Below are 18,595 nucleotides of genomic sequence, written 5' to 3'. Positions count from 1 at the left end.
TCTTAGTTTGCAACAACATCCGGGTTAGATACTTGTAAAACCAAACCCTTTGACTTCAAGAAGCTCGCAACTTGAGTTTGCATTTCGATTGACGCAGCTGCGTGTCCTGCAGCTGTGCCACCGGCTTTTTCATCAAAGCCTGTCGTCAAGATTGAACTATGGTGACCTTGAGAGAACTTCACCACATAACTTCCAGGTGTTCCGTCTTGACTCATTTGCGTTTCACTTGCAGGCATTAATCCCATGAAACCAGCAAGTGGTAAGCTACCTGACAAGAAGCTACGTTCTGTTGTTGGAGGGATAACCAAGTCAGCTGCATTGCCATCAACACCACCCGTAACAACGCTCATATATACTGGCGTTTGTAGCGCTTTCACGGAAGCTGCATAGTTAAGTGGATCGGCACTACCTAATGCGGTCTGTGCTGCAAAACCAAACTGCGTCACCGTACCATCAATCAGTGCTAATGTCGCGGTGTCTCCAGCCGCTTCTAAATTCGCTCTAAACGTTCCATATGCACAAGAAACATATTTGCTTTGATCCGCAGCAAACGTACCACAGTCAGTAATTGCGCCTTCTTGCAGATAGGCATTAAACGCTTGCGACGCTAGGTTACCTGCAGAGCTTAACACGGAGCCCTGAACAAACGGGCCAAATGATTTTGACTCAATCAAGAAATTAGCAATGCCCGAGCCACCACTTGCAAGTGCTGCTGACTCAACTTTAAAGAAACCATCAATTGCTGGATTTAATGGCGCATTGGTTTGAGCAAGGAAGCTTGGGCCTACAACCGAACCCAGTGAGTGACCTAAGTAACTAACTTGCTGGGTATTAAAGTTAACTTGACCGCCAGATGCTAGATTGATGAAGTTTAAGCCTAAACGTAAACCCATTAAATCTGCTGCTGATTGCTTTAAGTTATCACGCGCAACCAACAACGATGTTAGGTTCATGTAGGACAACACGCTGCCTGTCGAGGCATTGAAATCATCTGTGCCGTCACCATCGATATCTAAACCGCGAGCACCGTGCATTGGGTGATCAATCGCAACTGTGGCAAATCCAGCTTGTGTTAATGACAACGTCAAGCCAAGCATGTCTTCTTTTTTACTCGTGATACCATGTTGCAAGATAACAACAGGCCAGCCGCCCTCTGGGCGCTGAGACTCATCCGCAGGCATTGTGATTTGCACAGGAACATTAGCAAGCCACTGCTCTTTAGGGATTGGATTGTACTTAGTTAAGAACTTAGTACCGTCTAAGCCTAAATCTCTCAACTTTCCACCCGAAAGTGTATTACAAGCGATATCATTTGGTTCTGTAGGCTCTGGTAAACCACCAGCTTGCGCTGCATATCCAGCGACAGCCACCGCGCTGTCGCAACGTGCTTGCCAATAGGTATCAGCTAGCGCAGAGATATCTTTATTTTTTGGTTGTGATAAGTATTGAGGTAGTTGTATTTGACCTTGCAATAAACGCACGCTTCTAAAAGCTGGTAAAATAGCATCAGGCACTTTTCCTAGAAGGGCATCTGCAACGGTGATCACCGGTTGTGCAGGTACAGCGACAACAGGGTTAGCACCACCTTGTAATTTAGCGGCTAACAATTGCTTAGTCGCCGCCAATGCATGACCTGTCGACTGTGTCGTCATTGCAGCAGTATATATAATCTCTTCTTTACTCACCGAACCCGCTGCACTTACCGCCCCTTCATAGCTACGAATCACAGCCTGTAGAGACTTCTGAGCATCAGTTACCAATGGCGCGTCTTGGCGCAACAACGTATAAGTAGAAGAAGCATCTACACTTTGACCTTTTGAGTCTTTAAGACCTTTGGTCAAAACAGTAATATACGTAGTTTCAGGTTTGAATGGTTTAACTGGGATAATAACTAAACCGTTACCTGTGCTATTAGCCATGGTAACGAAATCGCCATCAGGGCCAAATTGTAATTCAGCAATTGGCTTACAAGCGATACCTGAAGGCACCTGAGCACAGTCTTCGTCGGTTTGTAATGGCCCACCCATTGCAACTTCAAAAATTCGTACAGAGCCCGGAGTCATAACGCTTTGCGCATCAAGCGTCAAACCATTCGGTGTCGTCATGTCGATAACGTAAGGCATTTGTGTCGACCAACCATCTAAGGCGCCAATCACAATACTTGGGTTTGCGTAGCTTGCACGCGTTACCAGAGGGTTACCTTCACCATCTTTCACTCCTAACATTTCGTCAGGTAGATTTAAGGTACCGTCTTGAGTGCCGGATAAAAGGATATCGTTTGGAACTGATATCACACCACCGGATGGATCAAATTTAACAGAAATCGTTGGAGAAACGGGTGTAGTATCATTTTTTACATCTTCTAACGTTTCACCGCCTCCACAGCCAGCGAGTGCTGCTGATACTGCGAGTGAGAGTAGCATTTTTTTCATTTTATAGGCTCCGACATAATCTTATTATTATTGTGATAATTCTCGTTAAATCTATGTAATAGCATTTTTAATAAGACATTAGACCAGTTAAACTTAACTCAAACTTTGTTATTTCGCCAGCCATATTTACAATAAATTCGCTAACTTGCTACTGCATTGTGATAAAATAGCCCAAACATCTTAATTGGAGTCCAGAATGCAGACTTATCAAGCTCCTGAAAACGCACTTGCAAATAAAACGATACTATTAACAGGTGCTGGCGACGGCATCGGCCGTGTTGCGGCAATTAATTACGCCAAATATGGTGCAACGGTTATTTTATTGGGCAAAACCACCAGTAAACTAGAAGCCGTTTATGATGAAATTGTTAACGCCGGTTACCCACAGCCTGCAATTGTACCTTTAGATTTACGTGGTGCAACCAAACAACACTTCCGAGACTTGGCTGCCACTATCGAGCAGCAATTTGGTAAGCTTGATGGCTTGCTAAATAATGCGTCTATTTTAGGCTCTTTAGGTCCAATGGAGCACTTTTGCGTTTCAACCTTTGAAAACATAATGAAGGTAAACGTAACAGCCCAAGCGGTGATCACTAAATCACTATTCCCAGTAATGAGAAAAGCACCTCACGCTTCTATCGTCTTTACTTCATCGGGTGTAGGACGTAAAGGTCGTGAGTTTTGGGGAGCATATGCAATTTCTAAATTCGCAACCGAAGGTATGATGCAAACTTGGGCCGAAGAAGTGGGTAAAACCAATATTCGCATCAACTGCATTAATCCTGGTGCGACAAGAACAAGTATGCGTGCATCAGCATTCCCAGGTGAAGATAAAGATAAACTAAAAACGCCTGAAGAATTAATGCCAACATACCTGTACTTGATGTCTGATGACTCAATCGGAGTTAATGGCCAATCTTTAGATGCCCAAACCTACTAACTAGTACTTTAAAGGCTGCAGATCCACAATTGCAGCCTTCTTTATTATTTAATCTCTCGGCAAGGTTTCAAACGCCAGCACTTGCTCTAATTTTTCATCCCACTTTGCTTTGCTCGCGATAAATAGGTGTGCGGTTGGCGTAAGGCTCGGTGCATCATCTAAGCTACCGGCAGGTACCACTAAACCAACAGGCTGCTGGTTTGGTAATGCAGAACCACAACAAGCGCAAAAGGCTTTAACGTGCTTAGTATTCGGTAAAGTAAAGCAGGTTATTAACTTTTCGCCCGCGAGCCAAGTTAGCATTGCATTTTGAAAAAATAAATTCGCAGCATGTGCAGAGCCTGTGTCTTTTTGACAATATTCACAATGACATAGATAAAAGCCCTGCACGTTGCCCTCTACAAGATATTTAACCTGACCACACAGACAACTACCAGCAAACATCTCTTTCATTTGCATCTCCTTATCAAATACAAAAACACCAGCTCACTAGGCTGGTGTTTAATACCAATTAGTCTTAATACTTGATCAATTTGAAGGAGCAAACCTGACGCTAACTACGTTAAAAACTTCTCATTTAGAACAACTAAATAGCAAAATTTTTGCCTTGTTATCGACAAGATTTTCTCGCCTCAAAATAGCTCACTTACATAAGCTAATTGGTATAAAAAGCTTAAATTACTTTCTTCTTGGGGTTTTAACCCTTTGATTGTGCTTTTTCACTGCTTTGCGGATCTTATTAATTTTCGCGCGCTTGTCTTTACGTTTTTCTGGCATGACCGACAACTTAGTTTGCTGCTCGGCTCTCATGCTTACCGATTTACGTAAGTAGTTAACATCTTCTAATTTTAATTCTTCCCATCCACCTTGTGGCAAACGCTTGTTAAGCTCCAATTTACCATAACGGATACGGATCAAACGCGACACTTCAACATCTTGCGACTGCCAAAGACGCCTAACTTCACGATTGCGCCCTTCTGTCAGCGTTACATTGAACCACTTATTCATACCTTCACCACCAAGAGGCTTAATCTTAAGGAATTTTGCAGGGCCGTCTTCTAGCTCAACGCCTTTGGTTAATGTACGCAACGTTTGGTTTGTTACTTCACCAAATACGCGAGCAGAATATTCACGTTCGACTTCGTATTTTGGATGCATCAAGCGATTAGCTAGCTCACCATCATTGGTAAAGAGCAACAGGCCTGATGTATTGATATCTAATCGCCCAATAGCTATCCAACGGTCACCATCTAACTTTGGTAGCCTATCGAATACAGTGCGACGACCTTGAGGGTCGCGACGAGTACACAGCTCACCTTCAGGCTTATGATACATAAGTACGCGACAGATACGCTCTTCTTGCTGCTCTATTTTAACAATATGTCCATCTACACGGATCACCGAAGTCTTTTCCACTCGGTCTCCTAGCTTGGCAACTTTTCCATCTACACTTACGCGGTTAGACTCAATATACTTTTCCATTTCGCGTCTTGAGCCAACGCCAGCTCTTGCCAATACTTTTTGTAGTTTTTCACTCATTCAGATGGTTCTCTCACAGAAGGATCGTTTAATAACTGTTCTATTTTCTCATTATGTTGTTCAGGTAATCGAGGTAATTCCCCAAGACCAGATAATGAGAAGTAATCTAAAAATTGTTTTGTCGTTGCATACAATGCAGGCTTACCCGGTACCTCTTTGTAACCCACCACTTTTATCCACTCGCGATCTATCAAGCTTTTGATAATATTAGAACTCACGGTAACCCCGCGAACTTGCTCTATTTCGCCTCGAGTGATTGGTTGTCGGTAAGCAATCAATGCCAAAGTCTCAAGTGTAGCACGTGAGTATTTTGGTGCTTTTTCCTGCCACAGTTTACTTAACCAAGGGCTCAAGCTCGGGCAAGCTTGAAAACGGTATCCGGTACCAACCTCAACCAGCCTTACACCGCGAGTTTGATAATGATTTACCAGTGTTTCCAGTGCCTGATCAATACGCGGTGATGACACGCTGATATCTTCCAGCACGGTTTCTTTTAAGCGCTTTTTAGATAACGGCTTATCTGAAACGAAAATCGCTGCTTCAACTAATTCAACCAGTTGTTCATCGCTAACGCGTCTTTTCATATTTTATGCTTGAAGATAAAAATGCGGAGTATAGCAGAGGCTGCAGCCATCCCCTAGCCTTTTAAATGCAGGTAAATCGACGCTGCGGTTGCTGACTGAATATAGTCAACCAATTGCTCCTTAATGAGTTCGAGCATGGCAATAAAAGTAACCACCACACCACTGCGCCCTTCGTCCAAGGTAAAGAATCGCGCAAATTCTACCGGCTTATCCTGTTCTCGTAGCAATTGCAATATAAAGCTCATACGCTCTCGAGTCGAAAGTGCTTCTGCGGATATATGATGGTGCTCAAAGGTCTTGGCTCTAGCCATCACTTCCGACAGCGCCAAAAGTAATTCCCTCAGTTCAATGTCTGGGAATTCTGGCTCATTGTCGGTACTACTGTCTACCAGCGCATGAGCGACAAAGATATCACGCTCAACACGAGGGATCTCATCTAAATTCTCAGCGGCTTGCTTAAATTGCTCGTATTCCTGCAAGCGTCTCACCAGCTCTGCTCTGGGGTCTTCCTCTTCCTCTAACTCTTCGTGTTTTGGTAGTAGCATTCTTGATTTTATTTGTGCCAGCAAAGCTGCCATCACTAAGTATTCACCCGCAAGTTCAAGCTGCATGTCCTTCATCATTTCAACGTACTGAACATACTGCTGAGTAATACTAAAAATCGGTAATTCTAGAATATCTAATTTATGTCTTTTAATAAGATAAAGCAGTAAGTCCAACGGACCTTCAAAGGTCTCTAAGATAACTTCTAGGGCTTCGGGAGGAATATAAAGATCTTCCGGCTTTTCAATTACCGCTTCACCGTGTAAAAAAGCTAGCGGTAATTTCTGTTGGAGTGCTTCTGTCATCTCAACATGCGTTATTCAAAAGGCGACGTATCACCACAGCCACGACGCAAAATTTCAATGGTGTCTTCAGACATATCAATAACAGTGGTTGCTTGTTCAATTAAATAGCCACCATGGATGATCAAGTCTACGTGCTTCTCAAGACGCATGCGGATATCATCGGGGTCAGACTCAGTAAACTGCTCTCCTGGCAAAATCAAAGAGCATGACATCAAAGGTTCACCTAGTGCTTCCAACAACGCGCAAGTAATTGGGTTATCAGTCACACGGATCCCGATGGTTTTTTTCTTCTCATTGAGCAAACGACGAGGAACTTCTTTCGTCCCTTTAAAAATAAACGTGTACGGACCGGGCGTATTATTTTTAATCATCCTAAACATTTGATTATCGACACGGGCATAGGTCGAAAGCTCCGACAGATCGCGGCATAAAAGAGTGAAGTTATGGTGTTTTTCAATGCCGCGGATCCGCTCTATCCGCTCCTTAGCTTGCTTATTACCGAGGTTGCAACCAATGGCATAGCCGGAGTCGGTTGGAAACACCACCACGCCACCTTGCTCAATAATATCAGCCGCTTGGCGAATTAAACGCGTTTGCGGGTTATCTGGGTGAATATGAAAAAATTGACTCATAAGCTTATTCCTCTTTGCCTCCCCAATGACGCCAAACTCCTTGACAATCTTTAGGTAAATACAAGTTACGACCAAGGTCGACCCAAGGCATTGGGAAGTGGAAATCTGACCCTTGGCTTGCTAACAATTCAAACTCTTGACTTAGTCGCCCCAAAAATTGGCGCTCAGTAGGCGCTTGCTGCGGCTGTGCAACTTCCATTGCAGCTCCCCCAACCGATTTAAATTCAGCAATTAACTTTCTCAACCACTTATTCGACATCTTATATCTGGCAGGATGCGCCAACACACTTACTCCACCCGCTGCATGAATAGCAGCAACGGCCGTTTGTATATCGCACCACTGACTTGGCACATACCCAGTCTTGCCACGTGCTAAAAATTTATTGAAAACGCTTTGCACGTTTTTGGCCACGCCCCGCTCAACCAGCACTTGAGCAAAATGCGCTCTGGTGATCTGCGCAGTTTGGGCAAGTGCAAGGGCATCTTCGTAGACATGCTCATAGCCCTTTTTGGCTAAGCGATCGCCGATTTCTTTCGCTCTGGCTTCTCGCTTTTGCTGCTGTTCGTGCAGCAGCTTTGTTAATGCTTCATGCTCAGGGTCAAAATTTAATCCAACGATATGGATCTCAAAGCTTTCCCATTTTGTGGAAATTTCAACGCCATTAATAAGTTCTAAAGTCAGATTATTTTGGTTAATGTAGTCACGGGCAGGCTGGATCGCATCTATCGTGTCATGATCGGTAATTGCAAGAATATCAACGCCTTTTTCCGTTGCTCGCTCAAGCAATTCATCAACAGCTAAGCGGCCATCGGAAAAAGTAGTATGGCTGTGGAGGTCATATTTAATCAAAATGTATTAACTATCTCTATGAATTATCAACGTTTTGATTATATCACAAGTTAACTGATACGACCTTAGGTTATTTTCTGATATTTGCCCTTGACACTTGTAGCAAGAATAGGGTTTACTGTAGCTAATTTAGATTAAACAACGAAATATTCACAAATGAACAAACAAATTCAAAAAAACATTTGGTGGTGGCACTCGAACTAAGCGGGTGTGTTTCGTTATATCTACGATTTATCAACCCGCGCAATGTCGCGGGTTTTTTTATACTTTTTAGAGGCTTATATGAACAACAATATCACAGTAAACACAATTTGGTGGTGGTGGATGCCCTAGCGGGACGGTATTGTTGTGTCTGAACAATAACCCCCGCAGAGCTCAGCTTTCGGGGGTTTTTTATTTTCTAAACAGAATATCTAGAAATTAAGAGGAATGAGGTTTGATTTTTAGTCACATAACGACCACACCAGGTGAGGTCACCAGCATAAGACAAAGGCGCGATTATATTGCCAGCCCACTGTCTTTATACGCAGGTTTAAACAAAGTAAACTCGTTACTACTCGAATCAGCTGAAATAGAGTCTAAAGACAATGTGAAAAGTATCGTGCTTGTGGATAGTGCAATTCGATTCGAATGTAACGGCGCCCAAGTAATTGCCAAAGCCTTGTCTAACAATGGTGCTCAGTTGCTACCGTACCTTGCGCAAAAGGTCACAAATTGTGACGTGGTCCTCAATGATAATACCTTGACGCTCACGTACAACGCATTGGAAAGTGACATTGATGAGCATACAAAACTAAAAGCGGATAACGCCTTTAGTGCGCTCAGAACCTGTATAAATGAAATTAAACGTAACTCAGATACGCCGTTTTCCGTCTTTTTAGGTGGTGTATTCGCCTATGATATGGTGGCAAACTTTGAGCAACTTCCCGAAGTACCAGATGGGGACAACGACTGTCCCGACTATGTTTTCTATCTCGCTGAAACCCTAGTTGTGATCGATCATCAAGCACAAACCACTGAGCTCATTGGTAATGTTTTCAATGGCCCTGAGGTTCACGCCAATTGTTTTGAAGTAGGCAAACAGCTAGAAGAGCTAAACAGTCAGTGTGACCAAATCACCGAATTTCAGTTTGAGCCACAAAGTGGCGGCGCAGATGTCAAAGTCAATGTGAGTGACGACGAATATTGTCAACACGTTGAAAAGTTGAAAACCAACATTATCAACGGTGACATCTTTCAAGTCGTTCCCTCTCGCACTTTTTCACTTCCTTGCCATAACTCACTCGCCGCCTATAAACAGCTCAAACTACAAAACCCTAGTCCTTACATGTTTTATATGAAGGATGAACGCTTTGTGCTATTTGGCGCATCTCCAGAGTCGGCTCTCAAATATTGTGAGCAGAGTAACCAGGTTGAAGTCTATCCCATTGCAGGAACGAGACCACGAGGTAAGTTTGCTGATGGTAGTATCAACCCAGATTTAGATAGCCGCATTGAACTTGAGCTGCGCAACGATCAAAAAGAGCGTGCAGAGCACCTTATGCTGGTTGACCTTGCCCGTAATGATGTCGCGCGGATCAGTATTGCAGGTACTCGACACGCAAAAGAATTATTGAAAGTGGACCGCTACTCACAAGTCATGCATTTAGTATCACGCGTCGTTGGCCAATTAAAGCCGGATTTAGATGCGCTTCACGCCTATCAGGCTTGTATGAATATGGGCACTCTCGTCGGCGCACCAAAAGTTAAAGCCGCAGAACTTGTTCGCCATACAGAAAAGCAGCGTCGTGGCAGCTACGGCGGTGCGGTAGGTTATTTGATGGGCAATGGCGCGATGGACAGCTGCATCGTAATTCGCTCCGCGTTTGTAAAAGATAACGTTGCATACGTGCAAGCGGGTGCGGGTGTTGTGTTTGATTCAAATCCACAAAGCGAAGCAAATGAAACCAAAGCTAAAGCCATGGCAGTGATTAAAGCAGTACAGTCCACGTATGAAGGAGCAAACCATGACTAAGGTATACTTTTTAGATAATTTTGATTCTTTCAGTTATAACCTTGTGGATGAGCTTAGTTTGCTAGGACTCGACTTGGTCGTTTATCGTAACAATATCTCTGCCGAAACCATTTTCAATAAAATGTGTGCAGAGGTTGATCCCGTGATCTTAGTTTTATCACCTGGACCTGGCGCGCCATCGGAAGCAGGTTGTTTGCTCGCGTTAATTGAGCTATGTAAAGGTAAATTCCCCATGCTTGGGATTTGCCTCGGTCAACAAGCCCTAACCCAAAGTTATGGTGGTGAAGTTGGCAAAGCGGGTGAGACGGTACATGGAAAATCTTCTATTATTGAAGCGGATGAGCATCCGGTATTTGCCGGACTTGGGACGCAATTCCCCGTGGCGCGTTATCATTCTCTGATGGCAACAAGCGTTCCACCAGCACTACAAGTGATCGCGAGATATCAGGCCATTCCGATGGCTATCTATCACAGTGAGCACAAAGTGATTGGCTATCAATTTCACCCAGAGTCAATATTGACCCCCAATGGCGCTCAGCTATTACAACAAAGTATCGCATACCTTAGCGCTTAGGAGAGCACGATGGAAAAGTTACAACCTCTATTACAGCAACAAGATTTATCGTTCGACGCCGCCAAATCCTTGTTTAGCGATATTATGGCTGGACAACTGAGCGACATCGAACTTACCGCAGCGCTGCTTGCGCTAAAGTTTAAAGGTGAAACAGCAGCGGAAATAGCCGGAGCAGCTCAGGCTATGCGTGATCATGCCACCGCATTTGACAAGCAAGACCTACTCGCAGCAGACAGCTGTGGTACGGGTGGCGATGGCACAAATACCATCAACGTGAGTACCACCGCCGCCATTGTCGCCGCAGCATGTGGTATTAATATGGTCAAACACGGTAATCGCAGCGTGAGCAGTAAATCAGGTTCCGCTGATTTACTAAAAGCGCTTGGGATCAACATTGATATGACTCCCGCACTTGCAGAAAAGTGCTTAGCAGAGACCGGCTTTACCTTTTTGTTTGCACCGCATTACCACGCAGGTGTAAAACATGCTATGCCGGTTCGCACGCAACTAAAAACACGTACGATATTTAATATTCTGGGACCATTGGCAAACCCAGCCAAGCCTGAAGTGCAATTACTCGGCGTTTACGACCCTGCCCTTGTTTTACCCATGGCTGAAACGTTAAACCGCTTAGGTACGAAACGAGCGATGGTAGTTCACGGTAGTGGCACAGATGAAATTGCCCTACACGGCGAAACGCTAGTCGCAGAAGTAAAGCATGGTGAAGTGACGCAATACACTGTTACCCCAAGCGATTTTGGACTAGAAAACTATTCACTTGAATCTATTGCTGGTGATACGCCAGAATATAACGCGAAAGCGAGCCTTGCGATTTTAAATGGTGAAGGCGAAGCAGCACACAATGCAGCGATTATTGCAAACGTTGCAGCCTTGTTGGTATTAACCGATAAGGCGTCAGATTTTAAAACCGCAAGCCAACAAGTACGCGAAGTGCTTGCAAGCAAGAAAGCCATGACAACCTTGGCCAACATTGTAGAGGTGAGTAATGGCTAATGTATTAGAAAAAATTGTTGCCGATAAAGTCGAAGAATTAAAAGCGCGTAAGGCGCAGCGTCCGTTAAGTGACTTTATCGACGAAGTAACCCCCACCACGCTTAACTTCACCGCTGCGTTGGCGCAAGCTGGAACACAATTTATTTTAGAGTGCAAAAAGGCGTCGCCTTCAAAAGGCCTTATTCGCTCACATTTTGATTTGACTGAAATTACCAGTGTTTATCGTAAGTACGCGACATGTATTAGTGTACTAACCGACGAAAAATACTTTCAAGGCAGTTATGAATACCTTGCCACGGTGAGAAAGCTGGTTGATCAGCCTCTGATCTGTAAAGACTTCTTTATTGATGAATACCAAGTTTATCTCGCCCGCTTACACGGTGGCGATGCCATTCTTTTGATGTTGTCTGTATTAAATGACGAAGAGTATTTGGCACTAGCGAGCGTGGCCAAATCACTTAATATGTCGATTTTAACGGAAGTAAGTAACGAAGAAGAAGTGACAAGAGCGCTTGCGTTAGATGCTGAACTTATCGGTATTAACAACCGTGATCTCAGAGACTTATCAACGGATTTAGCAACTACAGAGAAACTAAGAAAGTTAATCCCCGAAGACAAAGTCGTGATTTCAGAGTCTGGTATATACACACACCGCGATGTGAAACGCTTATCACCGATTTGTGACGGCTTTTTGGTTGGTAGTTCACTGATGGCTGTACAGGACTTAGAACTTGCTTGTAGACGCTTGATTTTGGGCGAAAACAAAGTGTGTGGTCTTACACGAAGCCAAGATGCGCAAGCAGCTTATGAAGCTGGCGCGGTATACGGCGGTCTTATCTTTTATCCAAAATCGCCTCGTTATGTCGACATTGATTGTGCGAAGGCTGTCGCCGATAGCGCACCACTCAAGTACGTTGGTGTGTTTGTTAACGCACCGCTTGAACAAGTTGCAGAGTATGCGCAAATATTAAAACTGAGCGCAGTGCAATTACATGGCAATGAAGATGAGCTGTACATCGATACCCTGCGAAAACAACTTCCAGTTACCTGTCAAATTTGGAAAGCACAAGGTGTGGACACAGCACTGCCAAGCCCCTTCGCTGGCGTAGACAAGCAATTGTACGATACCAAAACCGACACTGCATTTGGTGGCACGGGACAAGTGTTTGATTGGCAGCTATTAAATCGTAGTTCGAGCAATTATATGTTGGCTGGCGGCCTAAACCCCGACAATATTCACGGCGCCGTTAATATAGGTGCCGATGGTCTTGACCTAAATTCAGGCGTTGAGCAATCGCCTGGTAAAAAATGCGCTCAAAAAATCGCTAACGCGTTTACACAAATTCGAAAATATTGAGGTGGACATGAGTAATTCAGCTTATTTTGGTGACTTCGGAGGCATGTTTGTGCCCGAGTTACTCGTACCTGCGTTAAAGCAGTTAGAACAGGAATTTTATAAATCACAAAAAGACCCAGAATTTCAGCAGGAGTTTTATCAACTTTTGAATGAATTTGCGGGTCGCCCAACACCACTGACCAAGACACGCAACTTAGTTAAAAACCCTAAGGTCAAACTGTACTTAAAGCGTGAAGATTTACTTCACGGTGGTGCACACAAGACCAACCAAGTGTTAGGTCAAGCGCTCTTAACCAAACGTATGGGTAAAAAAGAAGTCATTGCTGAAACCGGCGCTGGACAACATGGTGTTGCAACCGCCCTAGCCTGCTCCTTACTCGGCTTAAAGTGCCGAGTATACATGGGGGCTAAAGATGTTGAGCGTCAGCAACCAAACGTATTTAGAATGCGTTTGATGGGTGCGGAAGTTATCCCAGTTACCGCTGGCTCAGGCACATTAAAAGACGCGGTAAATGAAGCATTACGTGACTGGTCTGCAAACTACAAAACGGCACATTATTTACTCGGCACGGCTGCAGGTCCTCACCCGTTCCCGACGATTGTCCGTGAGTTCCAAAAAATGATTGGTGAAGAGGCGAAACAACAAGTACTAAAAGCGGAAGGTCGTTTGCCTGATGCGGTTATCGCTTGTGTGGGCGGCGGCTCAAATGCTATTGGTATGTTCGCAGACTTTATTGACGAAAAAGACGTTAAATTAATCGGGGTGGAACCGGCTGGTAAAGGCCTAGATACCGATGAGCACGGCGCTGCACTATGTAAAGGAAGTAAAGGCATCTTGCACGGCGCCTATACCTATATCATGCAGAACAAAGATGGCCAAATTGAAGAATCTTACTCTGTGTCAGCGGGTCTTGACTACCCAGCGGTTGGTCCACAACACGCCTACCTTCATGAAACAGGCCGCGCGCAGTATGTTGGCATTACTGACACTGAAGCATTAAATGCCTTTCAAGCGCTTGCCAAACACGAAGGTATTATTCCAGCCTTAGAGTCGAGCCATGCTCTGGCATACGCATTAAAATATGCAGAAGCGCAAACTGAAGAAACGGTGATTGTTGTTAACTTAAGTGGTCGCGGAGACAAAGACTTAGCTCACGTCCACCAGGTACTGTCTGAGCGAGGTGAGCTATGAGACGTTATGACGCGATGTTCGCGCACTTAAATGAAAAAAGCCAAGGTGCATTCGTTCCTTTCGTAACGATTGGCGATCCCGATAAGGCACTCAGTATTGAGATCATCAAAAGCCTGATTGACGGTGGCGCTGATGCATTAGAGCTGGGTATTCCATTTTCCGATCCCATCGCCGATGGTCCGGTTATCCAAGCGGCTAACATCCGTGCATTAGAGCAAGATGTTAATACGCAAGACTGTCTTGAGATCATCGCTGAAATTCGTCGTTACAATAGCGATATTCCAATTGGCTTGTTGCTTTACTCAAACTTGATTTTTGCTCGGGGTATTGAGCAGTTTTATCAAGACGCCAAAACTGCGGGTGTGGATTCTATCTTAGTTGCTGATGTGCCACTGCACGAAGCCAAACCGTTTAGGCTCACTGCAATGGCAAATGACATCGCGCCAATTTTCATTGCCACACCGAATGCCTGCGATGATACGTTACGAGAATGCGCCACCCGAGGTCGTGGCTATACTTATTTACTTTCGCGCGCAGGCGTGACTGGCACAGAAACGTCGGCACAAATGCCGGCAACAGAGATGATCACCAAACTTATCGAGTATCATGCTGCGCCGCCACTGCTAGGGTTTGGTATTTCTGAACCGGAGCATGTAAAGCATGCGATTAGCTCAGGTGCGGCAGGTGCAATTAGTGGCTCGGCGGTGGTGAAAATCATCGAAAAACATTTGGATGATCCTAACACCATGTGCTTTGAGTTAAAAACCTTTGTTGAGCGAATGAAAGCTGCAACGCAGAAGTAATATTACTTTCAAGCCAGTGTTAGACACTGGCTTTTCTTAGCATTAACGCAAGTTATCTTTTAAGGCTTTAGCAGGCTTAAACAATACCTTGTTTTGTCCTTCAATGGTGATGGTCTCACCTGTTTGAGGATTACGTCCTTGCTTTGGGGGATGATAACTTAACGCGAATGTCCCAAGTCCATTAATTTGCATCTGATCGCCTTCTGACAAGCGCTTTTTAGTGGCCTGTAAAATGACATTTAACACCGCCTGTGAATCTTTCTTTGTTAATCCACTAATTTCCGCCATTTTTGTAACTAAATCGCTCTTATTCATGCAAATACCTCTGAACCATTGAATGAGCGCAGCAGGCTATGGGTTTCATCAAAGAAAGTCAATGTTGATGTTCTCGCCGTATCTTGGTAAAACCCTTACAACCAACTTTGTTAGGATAAAAAATGTCATTTTTAATTGAGTACTTACCGCTCATCTTATTTTTTGCGGTTTATAAGTTTGTCGATATTTTTTGGGCAACGGGAGTGCTAATCATCGCCTCTCTTATACAGGTCGCACACCAATACATCACTAAGCGCGAAGTCGCAAAACGTCATTGGGTATTCTTAGCGATTGCATTGATCCTTGGTGGGATGACGATTTTCTTCCATGATGAGCAGTTTATTAAATGGAAAGCCACGATTATTTATGCCATTTTAGGTGCGGCACTGCTCATATCCAGATACCTGTTTAATAAAAACTTGGTAAAAGGCGCACTCGAAGGCGTATTAAAGTCAGTTGCTGAAAAGGAAAAAAGCGAGATTGATATTGATTTACCAGCCAAAGACTGCGACCAATTAAATCTATTTTGGGCAGTATTACTTTTCTTCATCGCAGGCCTAAACCTTTACGTTGCGTACCACTTCTCTCTTGATTTTTGGGTGAACTTTAAAGTCTTTGGTTTAATTGGGATCACCTTCGTTGCACTCCTCTTTACCATGTTTAAAATTCAAAAATATTTACCTGAAGAGTAACCATTCAAGGTTCATCTGCAGCTGCTATAGTTAACGAGTGAGAGCTAACTATAGCGGCTTGTAGCCGCCAAATATTTTGGGGAACCAACCTTGAACGCAAGCCAATACCGGTGGTGTGAACTCGTATTTGTATTCTTTGTCCTGCCCATTGTCGCTTATCAATTCCGTGATCACCTCAACAATTGGCTTTTTCCAGCACTGATCATTTTAATGGCAGTCTGTACCCATTTACTACTAACCGACCCCCATTTCAAACGATTTAGGTTAACCAGTTTGGGAGAGTTTTCGTCCGTCAAAAAACGTTTATTCACCACGTTTTTCGCAGGTGCGATGTTTTCAGCCATGCTCTATGGTTTAGTTAGCCAAGGAAATTGGTTTTCCCTACCGCTCAATTCCCCCAGCGACTGGTTATTATTATTAGTTGCTTACCCTATTCTTTCCGTCTTACCACAAGAGTTAATTTTTAGGAGCTACTTCTTTCATCGCTATAAAAGGATTTTACCAAATAAAAACAATCGAGTTTTGCTAAGTGCATTAGTGTTTGCGCTTGCTCACTGCATCTATGACAACTGGATAGCCGTGGCGTTATCTTTTGTTGGCGGACTACTATTTTCTTATACTTACGCCCATAGTCGTTCACTTGCGGTGTGTGTGTTAGAGCATAGCCTATGGGGGCTGTGGATGTTTACAATAGGAATTGGGCAGTACTTAGATTCAGGCGTAAAATTTTAGTGGCTTAGTGTAGAATAAACATCGGCGCATTAATACGCCGATGTCATCGTGCCCAAAACGAATGTCCAGCTGCTAGAAGCCAAAGATACTGAATGCAAAATATTTAGTTGCAACGGTATTAATGAAAATAGCCAACAGGATCACTGGGATGAATGTAGAAAGAGAGAAATTAATATATTTCTCAGTAAAGCTACCTACGTACCCCTCAGCGCCTTGCGCAAGTTCTTCATTCAAACCAGATTTTTTCCAGCGATAAGTAACAAATAGACACAACAGCAAACCATTCAACGGTAAAATAGTGTCGTAAAACACGTCGTAGATTAGATCAAAGAAGCTCTTCTGAGCATCGCCATAACTTACAAAGCTTGTAAGCCAATCCACCATTCCAAAAGACATAGTAGATAACACAGTCAAAATTCCTGTGGTCAACGCTAAGATAATCAGGGCCTTTTTACGTGAAATACATTTTTCTTCCATCAAAGTCGCGGTAGGCACCTCTACAATTGACACAAGCGACGTTATCGCGGCAAAGAAAACCAATAAAAAGAAAGTACCAGCAACAATTGAGGCACCGACGTAGCCAATATCATCTTGTAAAGCCAATAACAATTTAGGCAAGTAATCGAAAATCATAGATACTGAAGAGTCCGATAACTTACTTGGATCTGTATTCGGATTAAAACTAAAGATAGCCGGAAGTACCATCAGACCGGCAATGAATGCCACTAATGAGTCTGTAATAGCAACCATTTTAGAGCTACCGACAATGTCGTCTTTCTTAGAGATATAGGAAGCATAAGTGATCAATATACCCATACCTAAAGACAGTGAAAAGAAAGCCTGTGATAGCGCACCATTTAGCACACTTGCATTCATTTTTTCGAAGTCAGGAACGATGTAATAGCGTACACCTGCCATTGCGTTATCAAGGGTTAGTACGTATGCGACAAGGCCAATTAACATGACAAATAACGCTGGCATGAGTAACTTAGCCGCTTTTTCGATTCCTTCTTTTACACCGCCAACCAAGATAAGATTAACGATCACACCCACTATCAACATATAGATGAAAACATTGGTATCGTTGATAAAAGTGCCAAAGTACTTCGGAGAGGCGAGTACATCTAAGTTACCTAAAGCTGTTTGCGCTAAGAAGCCAAAGATCCAAACGGTAATAACCATGTAGAAGACGGCAATCATAAACGGCGTGAGTACAGCCAAAAATCCAGCTATTGACCACTTTTTATCGTGATTCGATAGCAGCTTATATGCGCCAAACGGGTCCTTTTGGGCTTTCCTACCCATTGCCATTTCGGCCATCATGACAGGTAAACAGATAAACACTACAAATAGTGCATAGATTAGTAAAAATGCCCCACCACCATTTTTTGCGGCGGAAACAGGAAAGCCGACTAAGTTACCAATACCAACAGCAGAACCTGCAGCGGCAAGGATAAACCCTAATCGGGAGCTAAAATGCTCACGGTTTGCACTCATTGCAATCAACCTTATTATTATTTTCTATAAATATCCGAAGGACTCTACCAGTCAAGCTGAGTGTTTTTCAAGTTTAAATGTCTAATCACTGAAAAACTCTGTGTACATTTACTTTTGCACTGAGGGCGTTTTATCATAGTATTGATAAACGGCCCTGAAAAGCCGACAAGATACGTAAAAATAACAATAATAACCTAGAAACCAATCCGGAACTAATACTTATGCTTTACATGATCTATTCAACCGACGCTGAAAACTCATTAGCAAAACGTCTTGCTGCGCGCCCTGCTCACTTAGCTCGTTTAGAAGAATTAAAACAACAAGGTCGATTGTTTGCAGCAGGCCCGTTACCAGCTATTGACTCGGAAGATCCTGGTGAAGCGGGTTTTACGGGTTCTTTGGTTATTGCTGAGTTTGAAAACTTAGAAAGTGCGCAGCAATGGGCGAGCGTCGATCCCTATATTGATGCTGGTGTCTATACTGCTAGTATTGTAAAACCGTACAAGCGAGTTCTGCCATAAAAGTTTACTGAACGTTAAGTTCAGCAAAGGTTAATTACAAAAGCACTAAATTTGTTTGA

19 protein-coding genes are annotated in these 18,595 nt (G+C 43.7%); 10 read left to right on the top strand and 9 right to left on the bottom strand.

The features are described from left to right. Window positions 1–2: 2 nt before the first annotated feature. A complete protein-coding gene (locus NH462_RS06940; RefSeq protein ID WP_253105054.1) occupies window positions 3–2,432 on the bottom strand; it encodes a VolA/Pla-1 family phospholipase in 2,430 nt (809 codons plus the stop codon). 196 nt (window positions 2,433–2,628) lie between these two features. Between NH462_RS06940 and NH462_RS06935 the strand changes: the two genes are divergently transcribed. Further along, on the top strand, window positions 2,629–3,372 hold the full coding sequence (locus NH462_RS06935) for a YciK family oxidoreductase (RefSeq protein ID WP_253105053.1): 744 nt from the start codon (window positions 2,629–2,631) through the stop codon (window positions 3,370–3,372). Between the two features lie 48 nt (window positions 3,373–3,420). Here NH462_RS06935 and NH462_RS06930 read toward each other — a convergent pair whose 3' ends face one another. The 6 genes from NH462_RS06930 to NH462_RS06905 all read right to left on the bottom strand — a co-directional run bounded on the left by NH462_RS06930 (window position 3,421) and on the right by NH462_RS06905 (window position 7,825). Next, complete coding sequence (locus NH462_RS06930) at window positions 3,421–3,825, bottom strand: GFA family protein (protein WP_253105050.1); 405 nt, start codon at window positions 3,823–3,825, stop codon at window positions 3,421–3,423. Between the two features lie 225 nt (window positions 3,826–4,050). Next, window positions 4,051–4,911, bottom strand: coding sequence for a 23S rRNA pseudouridine(2605) synthase RluB (gene rluB, locus NH462_RS06925; protein ID WP_253105046.1), 861 nt, complete (start codon window positions 4,909–4,911; stop codon window positions 4,051–4,053). Next, window positions 4,908–5,495, bottom strand: a complete 588-nt coding sequence (gene scpB, locus NH462_RS06920; protein WP_010378581.1) for an SMC-Scp complex subunit ScpB — start codon at window positions 5,493–5,495, stop codon at window positions 4,908–4,910. The genes rluB and scpB overlap by 4 nt, the downstream gene beginning before the upstream one ends. 53 nt (window positions 5,496–5,548) lie before the next feature. Next, entirely contained in the window at window positions 5,549–6,343 is a 795-nt protein-coding gene (locus tag NH462_RS06915) for a segregation/condensation protein A (protein ID WP_010378579.1), read from the bottom strand. A gap of 11 nt (window positions 6,344–6,354) precedes the next feature. After that, window positions 6,355–6,975 carry an L-threonylcarbamoyladenylate synthase gene (locus NH462_RS06910; protein WP_010378577.1) on the bottom strand — a complete coding sequence of 207 codons (621 nt, stop codon included), beginning with the start codon at window positions 6,973–6,975 and terminating at the stop codon, window positions 6,355–6,357. A 4-nt stretch (window positions 6,976–6,979) separates the two neighbouring features. Then, entirely contained in the window at window positions 6,980–7,825 is an 846-nt protein-coding gene (locus NH462_RS06905; RefSeq protein ID WP_010378575.1) for a PHP domain-containing protein, read from the bottom strand. A 436-nt stretch (window positions 7,826–8,261) separates the two neighbouring features. Between NH462_RS06905 and NH462_RS06900 the strand changes: the two genes are divergently transcribed. The 6 genes from NH462_RS06900 to trpA are packed head-to-tail and all read left to right on the top strand — an operon-like array spanning window position 8,262 to window position 14,779. Beyond that, window positions 8,262–9,839: an anthranilate synthase component 1 gene (locus NH462_RS06900; RefSeq protein WP_253105044.1), complete on the top strand. Its 1,578-nt coding sequence runs from the start codon at window positions 8,262–8,264 to the stop codon at window positions 9,837–9,839. Then, complete coding sequence (locus tag NH462_RS06895; protein ID WP_010378569.1) at window positions 9,832–10,413, top strand: aminodeoxychorismate/anthranilate synthase component II; 582 nt, start codon at window positions 9,832–9,834, stop codon at window positions 10,411–10,413. Before NH462_RS06900 ends, NH462_RS06895 begins: the two co-directional genes overlap by 8 nt. Window positions 10,414–10,422: 9 nt before the next feature. After that, complete coding sequence (trpD, locus tag NH462_RS06890) at window positions 10,423–11,427, top strand: anthranilate phosphoribosyltransferase (protein ID WP_253105042.1); 1,005 nt, start codon at window positions 10,423–10,425, stop codon at window positions 11,425–11,427. Continuing rightward, window positions 11,420–12,784 (top strand): bifunctional indole-3-glycerol-phosphate synthase TrpC/phosphoribosylanthranilate isomerase TrpF, encoded by a 1,365-nt coding sequence (trpCF, locus tag NH462_RS06885; protein WP_253105040.1) that lies wholly within the window; start codon window positions 11,420–11,422, stop codon window positions 12,782–12,784. The genes trpD and trpCF overlap by 8 nt, the downstream gene beginning before the upstream one ends. Window positions 12,785–12,791: 7 nt before the next feature. After that, the gene (trpB, locus tag NH462_RS06880) at window positions 12,792–13,976 is read left to right on the top strand and encodes a tryptophan synthase subunit beta (RefSeq protein WP_017219145.1); all 1,185 of its coding nucleotides are present in this window, start codon (window positions 12,792–12,794) and stop codon (window positions 13,974–13,976) included. Then, the gene (trpA, locus tag NH462_RS06875) at window positions 13,973–14,779 is read left to right on the top strand and encodes a tryptophan synthase subunit alpha (protein WP_253105038.1); all 807 of its coding nucleotides are present in this window, start codon (window positions 13,973–13,975) and stop codon (window positions 14,777–14,779) included. Before trpB ends, trpA begins: the two co-directional genes overlap by 4 nt. A gap of 42 nt (window positions 14,780–14,821) precedes the next feature. Here the strand turns inward: trpA and NH462_RS06870 are convergent, their stop codons facing one another. Beyond that, the gene (locus tag NH462_RS06870) at window positions 14,822–15,094 is read right to left on the bottom strand and encodes an HU family DNA-binding protein (RefSeq protein WP_010374071.1); all 273 of its coding nucleotides are present in this window, start codon (window positions 15,092–15,094) and stop codon (window positions 14,822–14,824) included. 122 nt (window positions 15,095–15,216) lie between these two features. Between NH462_RS06870 and NH462_RS06865 the strand changes: the two genes are divergently transcribed. Together NH462_RS06865 and NH462_RS06860 are read left to right on the top strand one after the other, a co-directional pair. Then, a complete protein-coding gene (locus NH462_RS06865; RefSeq protein WP_010374069.1) occupies window positions 15,217–15,786 on the top strand; it encodes an inner membrane-spanning protein YciB in 570 nt (189 codons plus the stop codon). Window positions 15,787–15,876: 90 nt separating this feature from the next. Next, window positions 15,877–16,518: a CPBP family intramembrane glutamic endopeptidase gene (locus NH462_RS06860; RefSeq protein WP_039497574.1), complete on the top strand. Its 642-nt coding sequence runs from the start codon at window positions 15,877–15,879 to the stop codon at window positions 16,516–16,518. Between the two features lie 72 nt (window positions 16,519–16,590). On the opposite strand, the gene NH462_RS06855 is transcribed toward NH462_RS06860, so the two are convergent. Further along, window positions 16,591–18,015, bottom strand: coding sequence for a sodium-dependent transporter (locus NH462_RS06855; RefSeq protein ID WP_010604974.1), 1,425 nt, complete (start codon window positions 18,013–18,015; stop codon window positions 16,591–16,593). 221 nt (window positions 18,016–18,236) lie between these two features. Between NH462_RS06855 and NH462_RS06850 the strand changes: the two genes are divergently transcribed. Continuing rightward, window positions 18,237–18,536 carry a YciI family protein gene (locus NH462_RS06850; protein WP_045989641.1) on the top strand — a complete coding sequence of 100 codons (300 nt, stop codon included), beginning with the start codon at window positions 18,237–18,239 and terminating at the stop codon, window positions 18,534–18,536. Window positions 18,537–18,595: the final 59 nt, after the last annotated feature.

Source organism: Pseudoalteromonas sp. OANN1, assembly GCF_024124685.1.
GTDB classification, from domain to species: Bacteria; Pseudomonadota; Gammaproteobacteria; order Enterobacterales; family Alteromonadaceae; genus Pseudoalteromonas; species Pseudoalteromonas piscicida.
Note: the sequence above shows the minus strand (reverse complement) of the source record. Positions and strands in the feature narration are given on the sequence as shown.

Coding starts and splice junctions, on each gene's coding strand:
- trpD (WP_253105042.1), top strand. CDS start 10,423: ATGGAAAAGTTACAACCTCTATTACAGCAACAAGATTTATCGTTCGAC.
- NH462_RS06865 (WP_010374069.1), top strand. CDS start 15,217: ATGTCATTTTTAATTGAGTACTTACCGCTCATCTTATTTTTTGCGGTT.
- NH462_RS06855 (WP_010604974.1), bottom strand. CDS start 18,015: ATGAGTGCAAACCGTGAGCATTTTAGCTCCCGATTAGGGTTTATCCTT.
- trpB (WP_017219145.1), top strand. CDS start 12,792: ATGAGTAATTCAGCTTATTTTGGTGACTTCGGAGGCATGTTTGTGCCC.
- trpCF (WP_253105040.1), top strand. CDS start 11,420: ATGGCTAATGTATTAGAAAAAATTGTTGCCGATAAAGTCGAAGAATTA.
- NH462_RS06915 (WP_010378579.1), bottom strand. CDS start 6,343: ATGACAGAAGCACTCCAACAGAAATTACCGCTAGCTTTTTTACACGGT.
- NH462_RS06850 (WP_045989641.1), top strand. CDS start 18,237: ATGCTTTACATGATCTATTCAACCGACGCTGAAAACTCATTAGCAAAA.
- scpB (WP_010378581.1), bottom strand. CDS start 5,495: ATGAAAAGACGCGTTAGCGATGAACAACTGGTTGAATTAGTTGAAGCA.
- NH462_RS06870 (WP_010374071.1), bottom strand. CDS start 15,094: ATGAATAAGAGCGATTTAGTTACAAAAATGGCGGAAATTAGTGGATTA.
- NH462_RS06930 (WP_253105050.1), bottom strand. CDS start 3,825: ATGAAAGAGATGTTTGCTGGTAGTTGTCTGTGTGGTCAGGTTAAATAT.
- NH462_RS06910 (WP_010378577.1), bottom strand. CDS start 6,975: ATGAGTCAATTTTTTCATATTCACCCAGATAACCCGCAAACGCGTTTA.
- NH462_RS06940 (WP_253105054.1), bottom strand. CDS start 2,432: ATGAAAAAAATGCTACTCTCACTCGCAGTATCAGCAGCACTCGCTGGC.
- NH462_RS06895 (WP_010378569.1), top strand. CDS start 9,832: ATGACTAAGGTATACTTTTTAGATAATTTTGATTCTTTCAGTTATAAC.
- NH462_RS06935 (WP_253105053.1), top strand. CDS start 2,629: ATGCAGACTTATCAAGCTCCTGAAAACGCACTTGCAAATAAAACGATA.
- trpA (WP_253105038.1), top strand. CDS start 13,973: ATGAGACGTTATGACGCGATGTTCGCGCACTTAAATGAAAAAAGCCAA.
- rluB (WP_253105046.1), bottom strand. CDS start 4,911: ATGAGTGAAAAACTACAAAAAGTATTGGCAAGAGCTGGCGTTGGCTCA.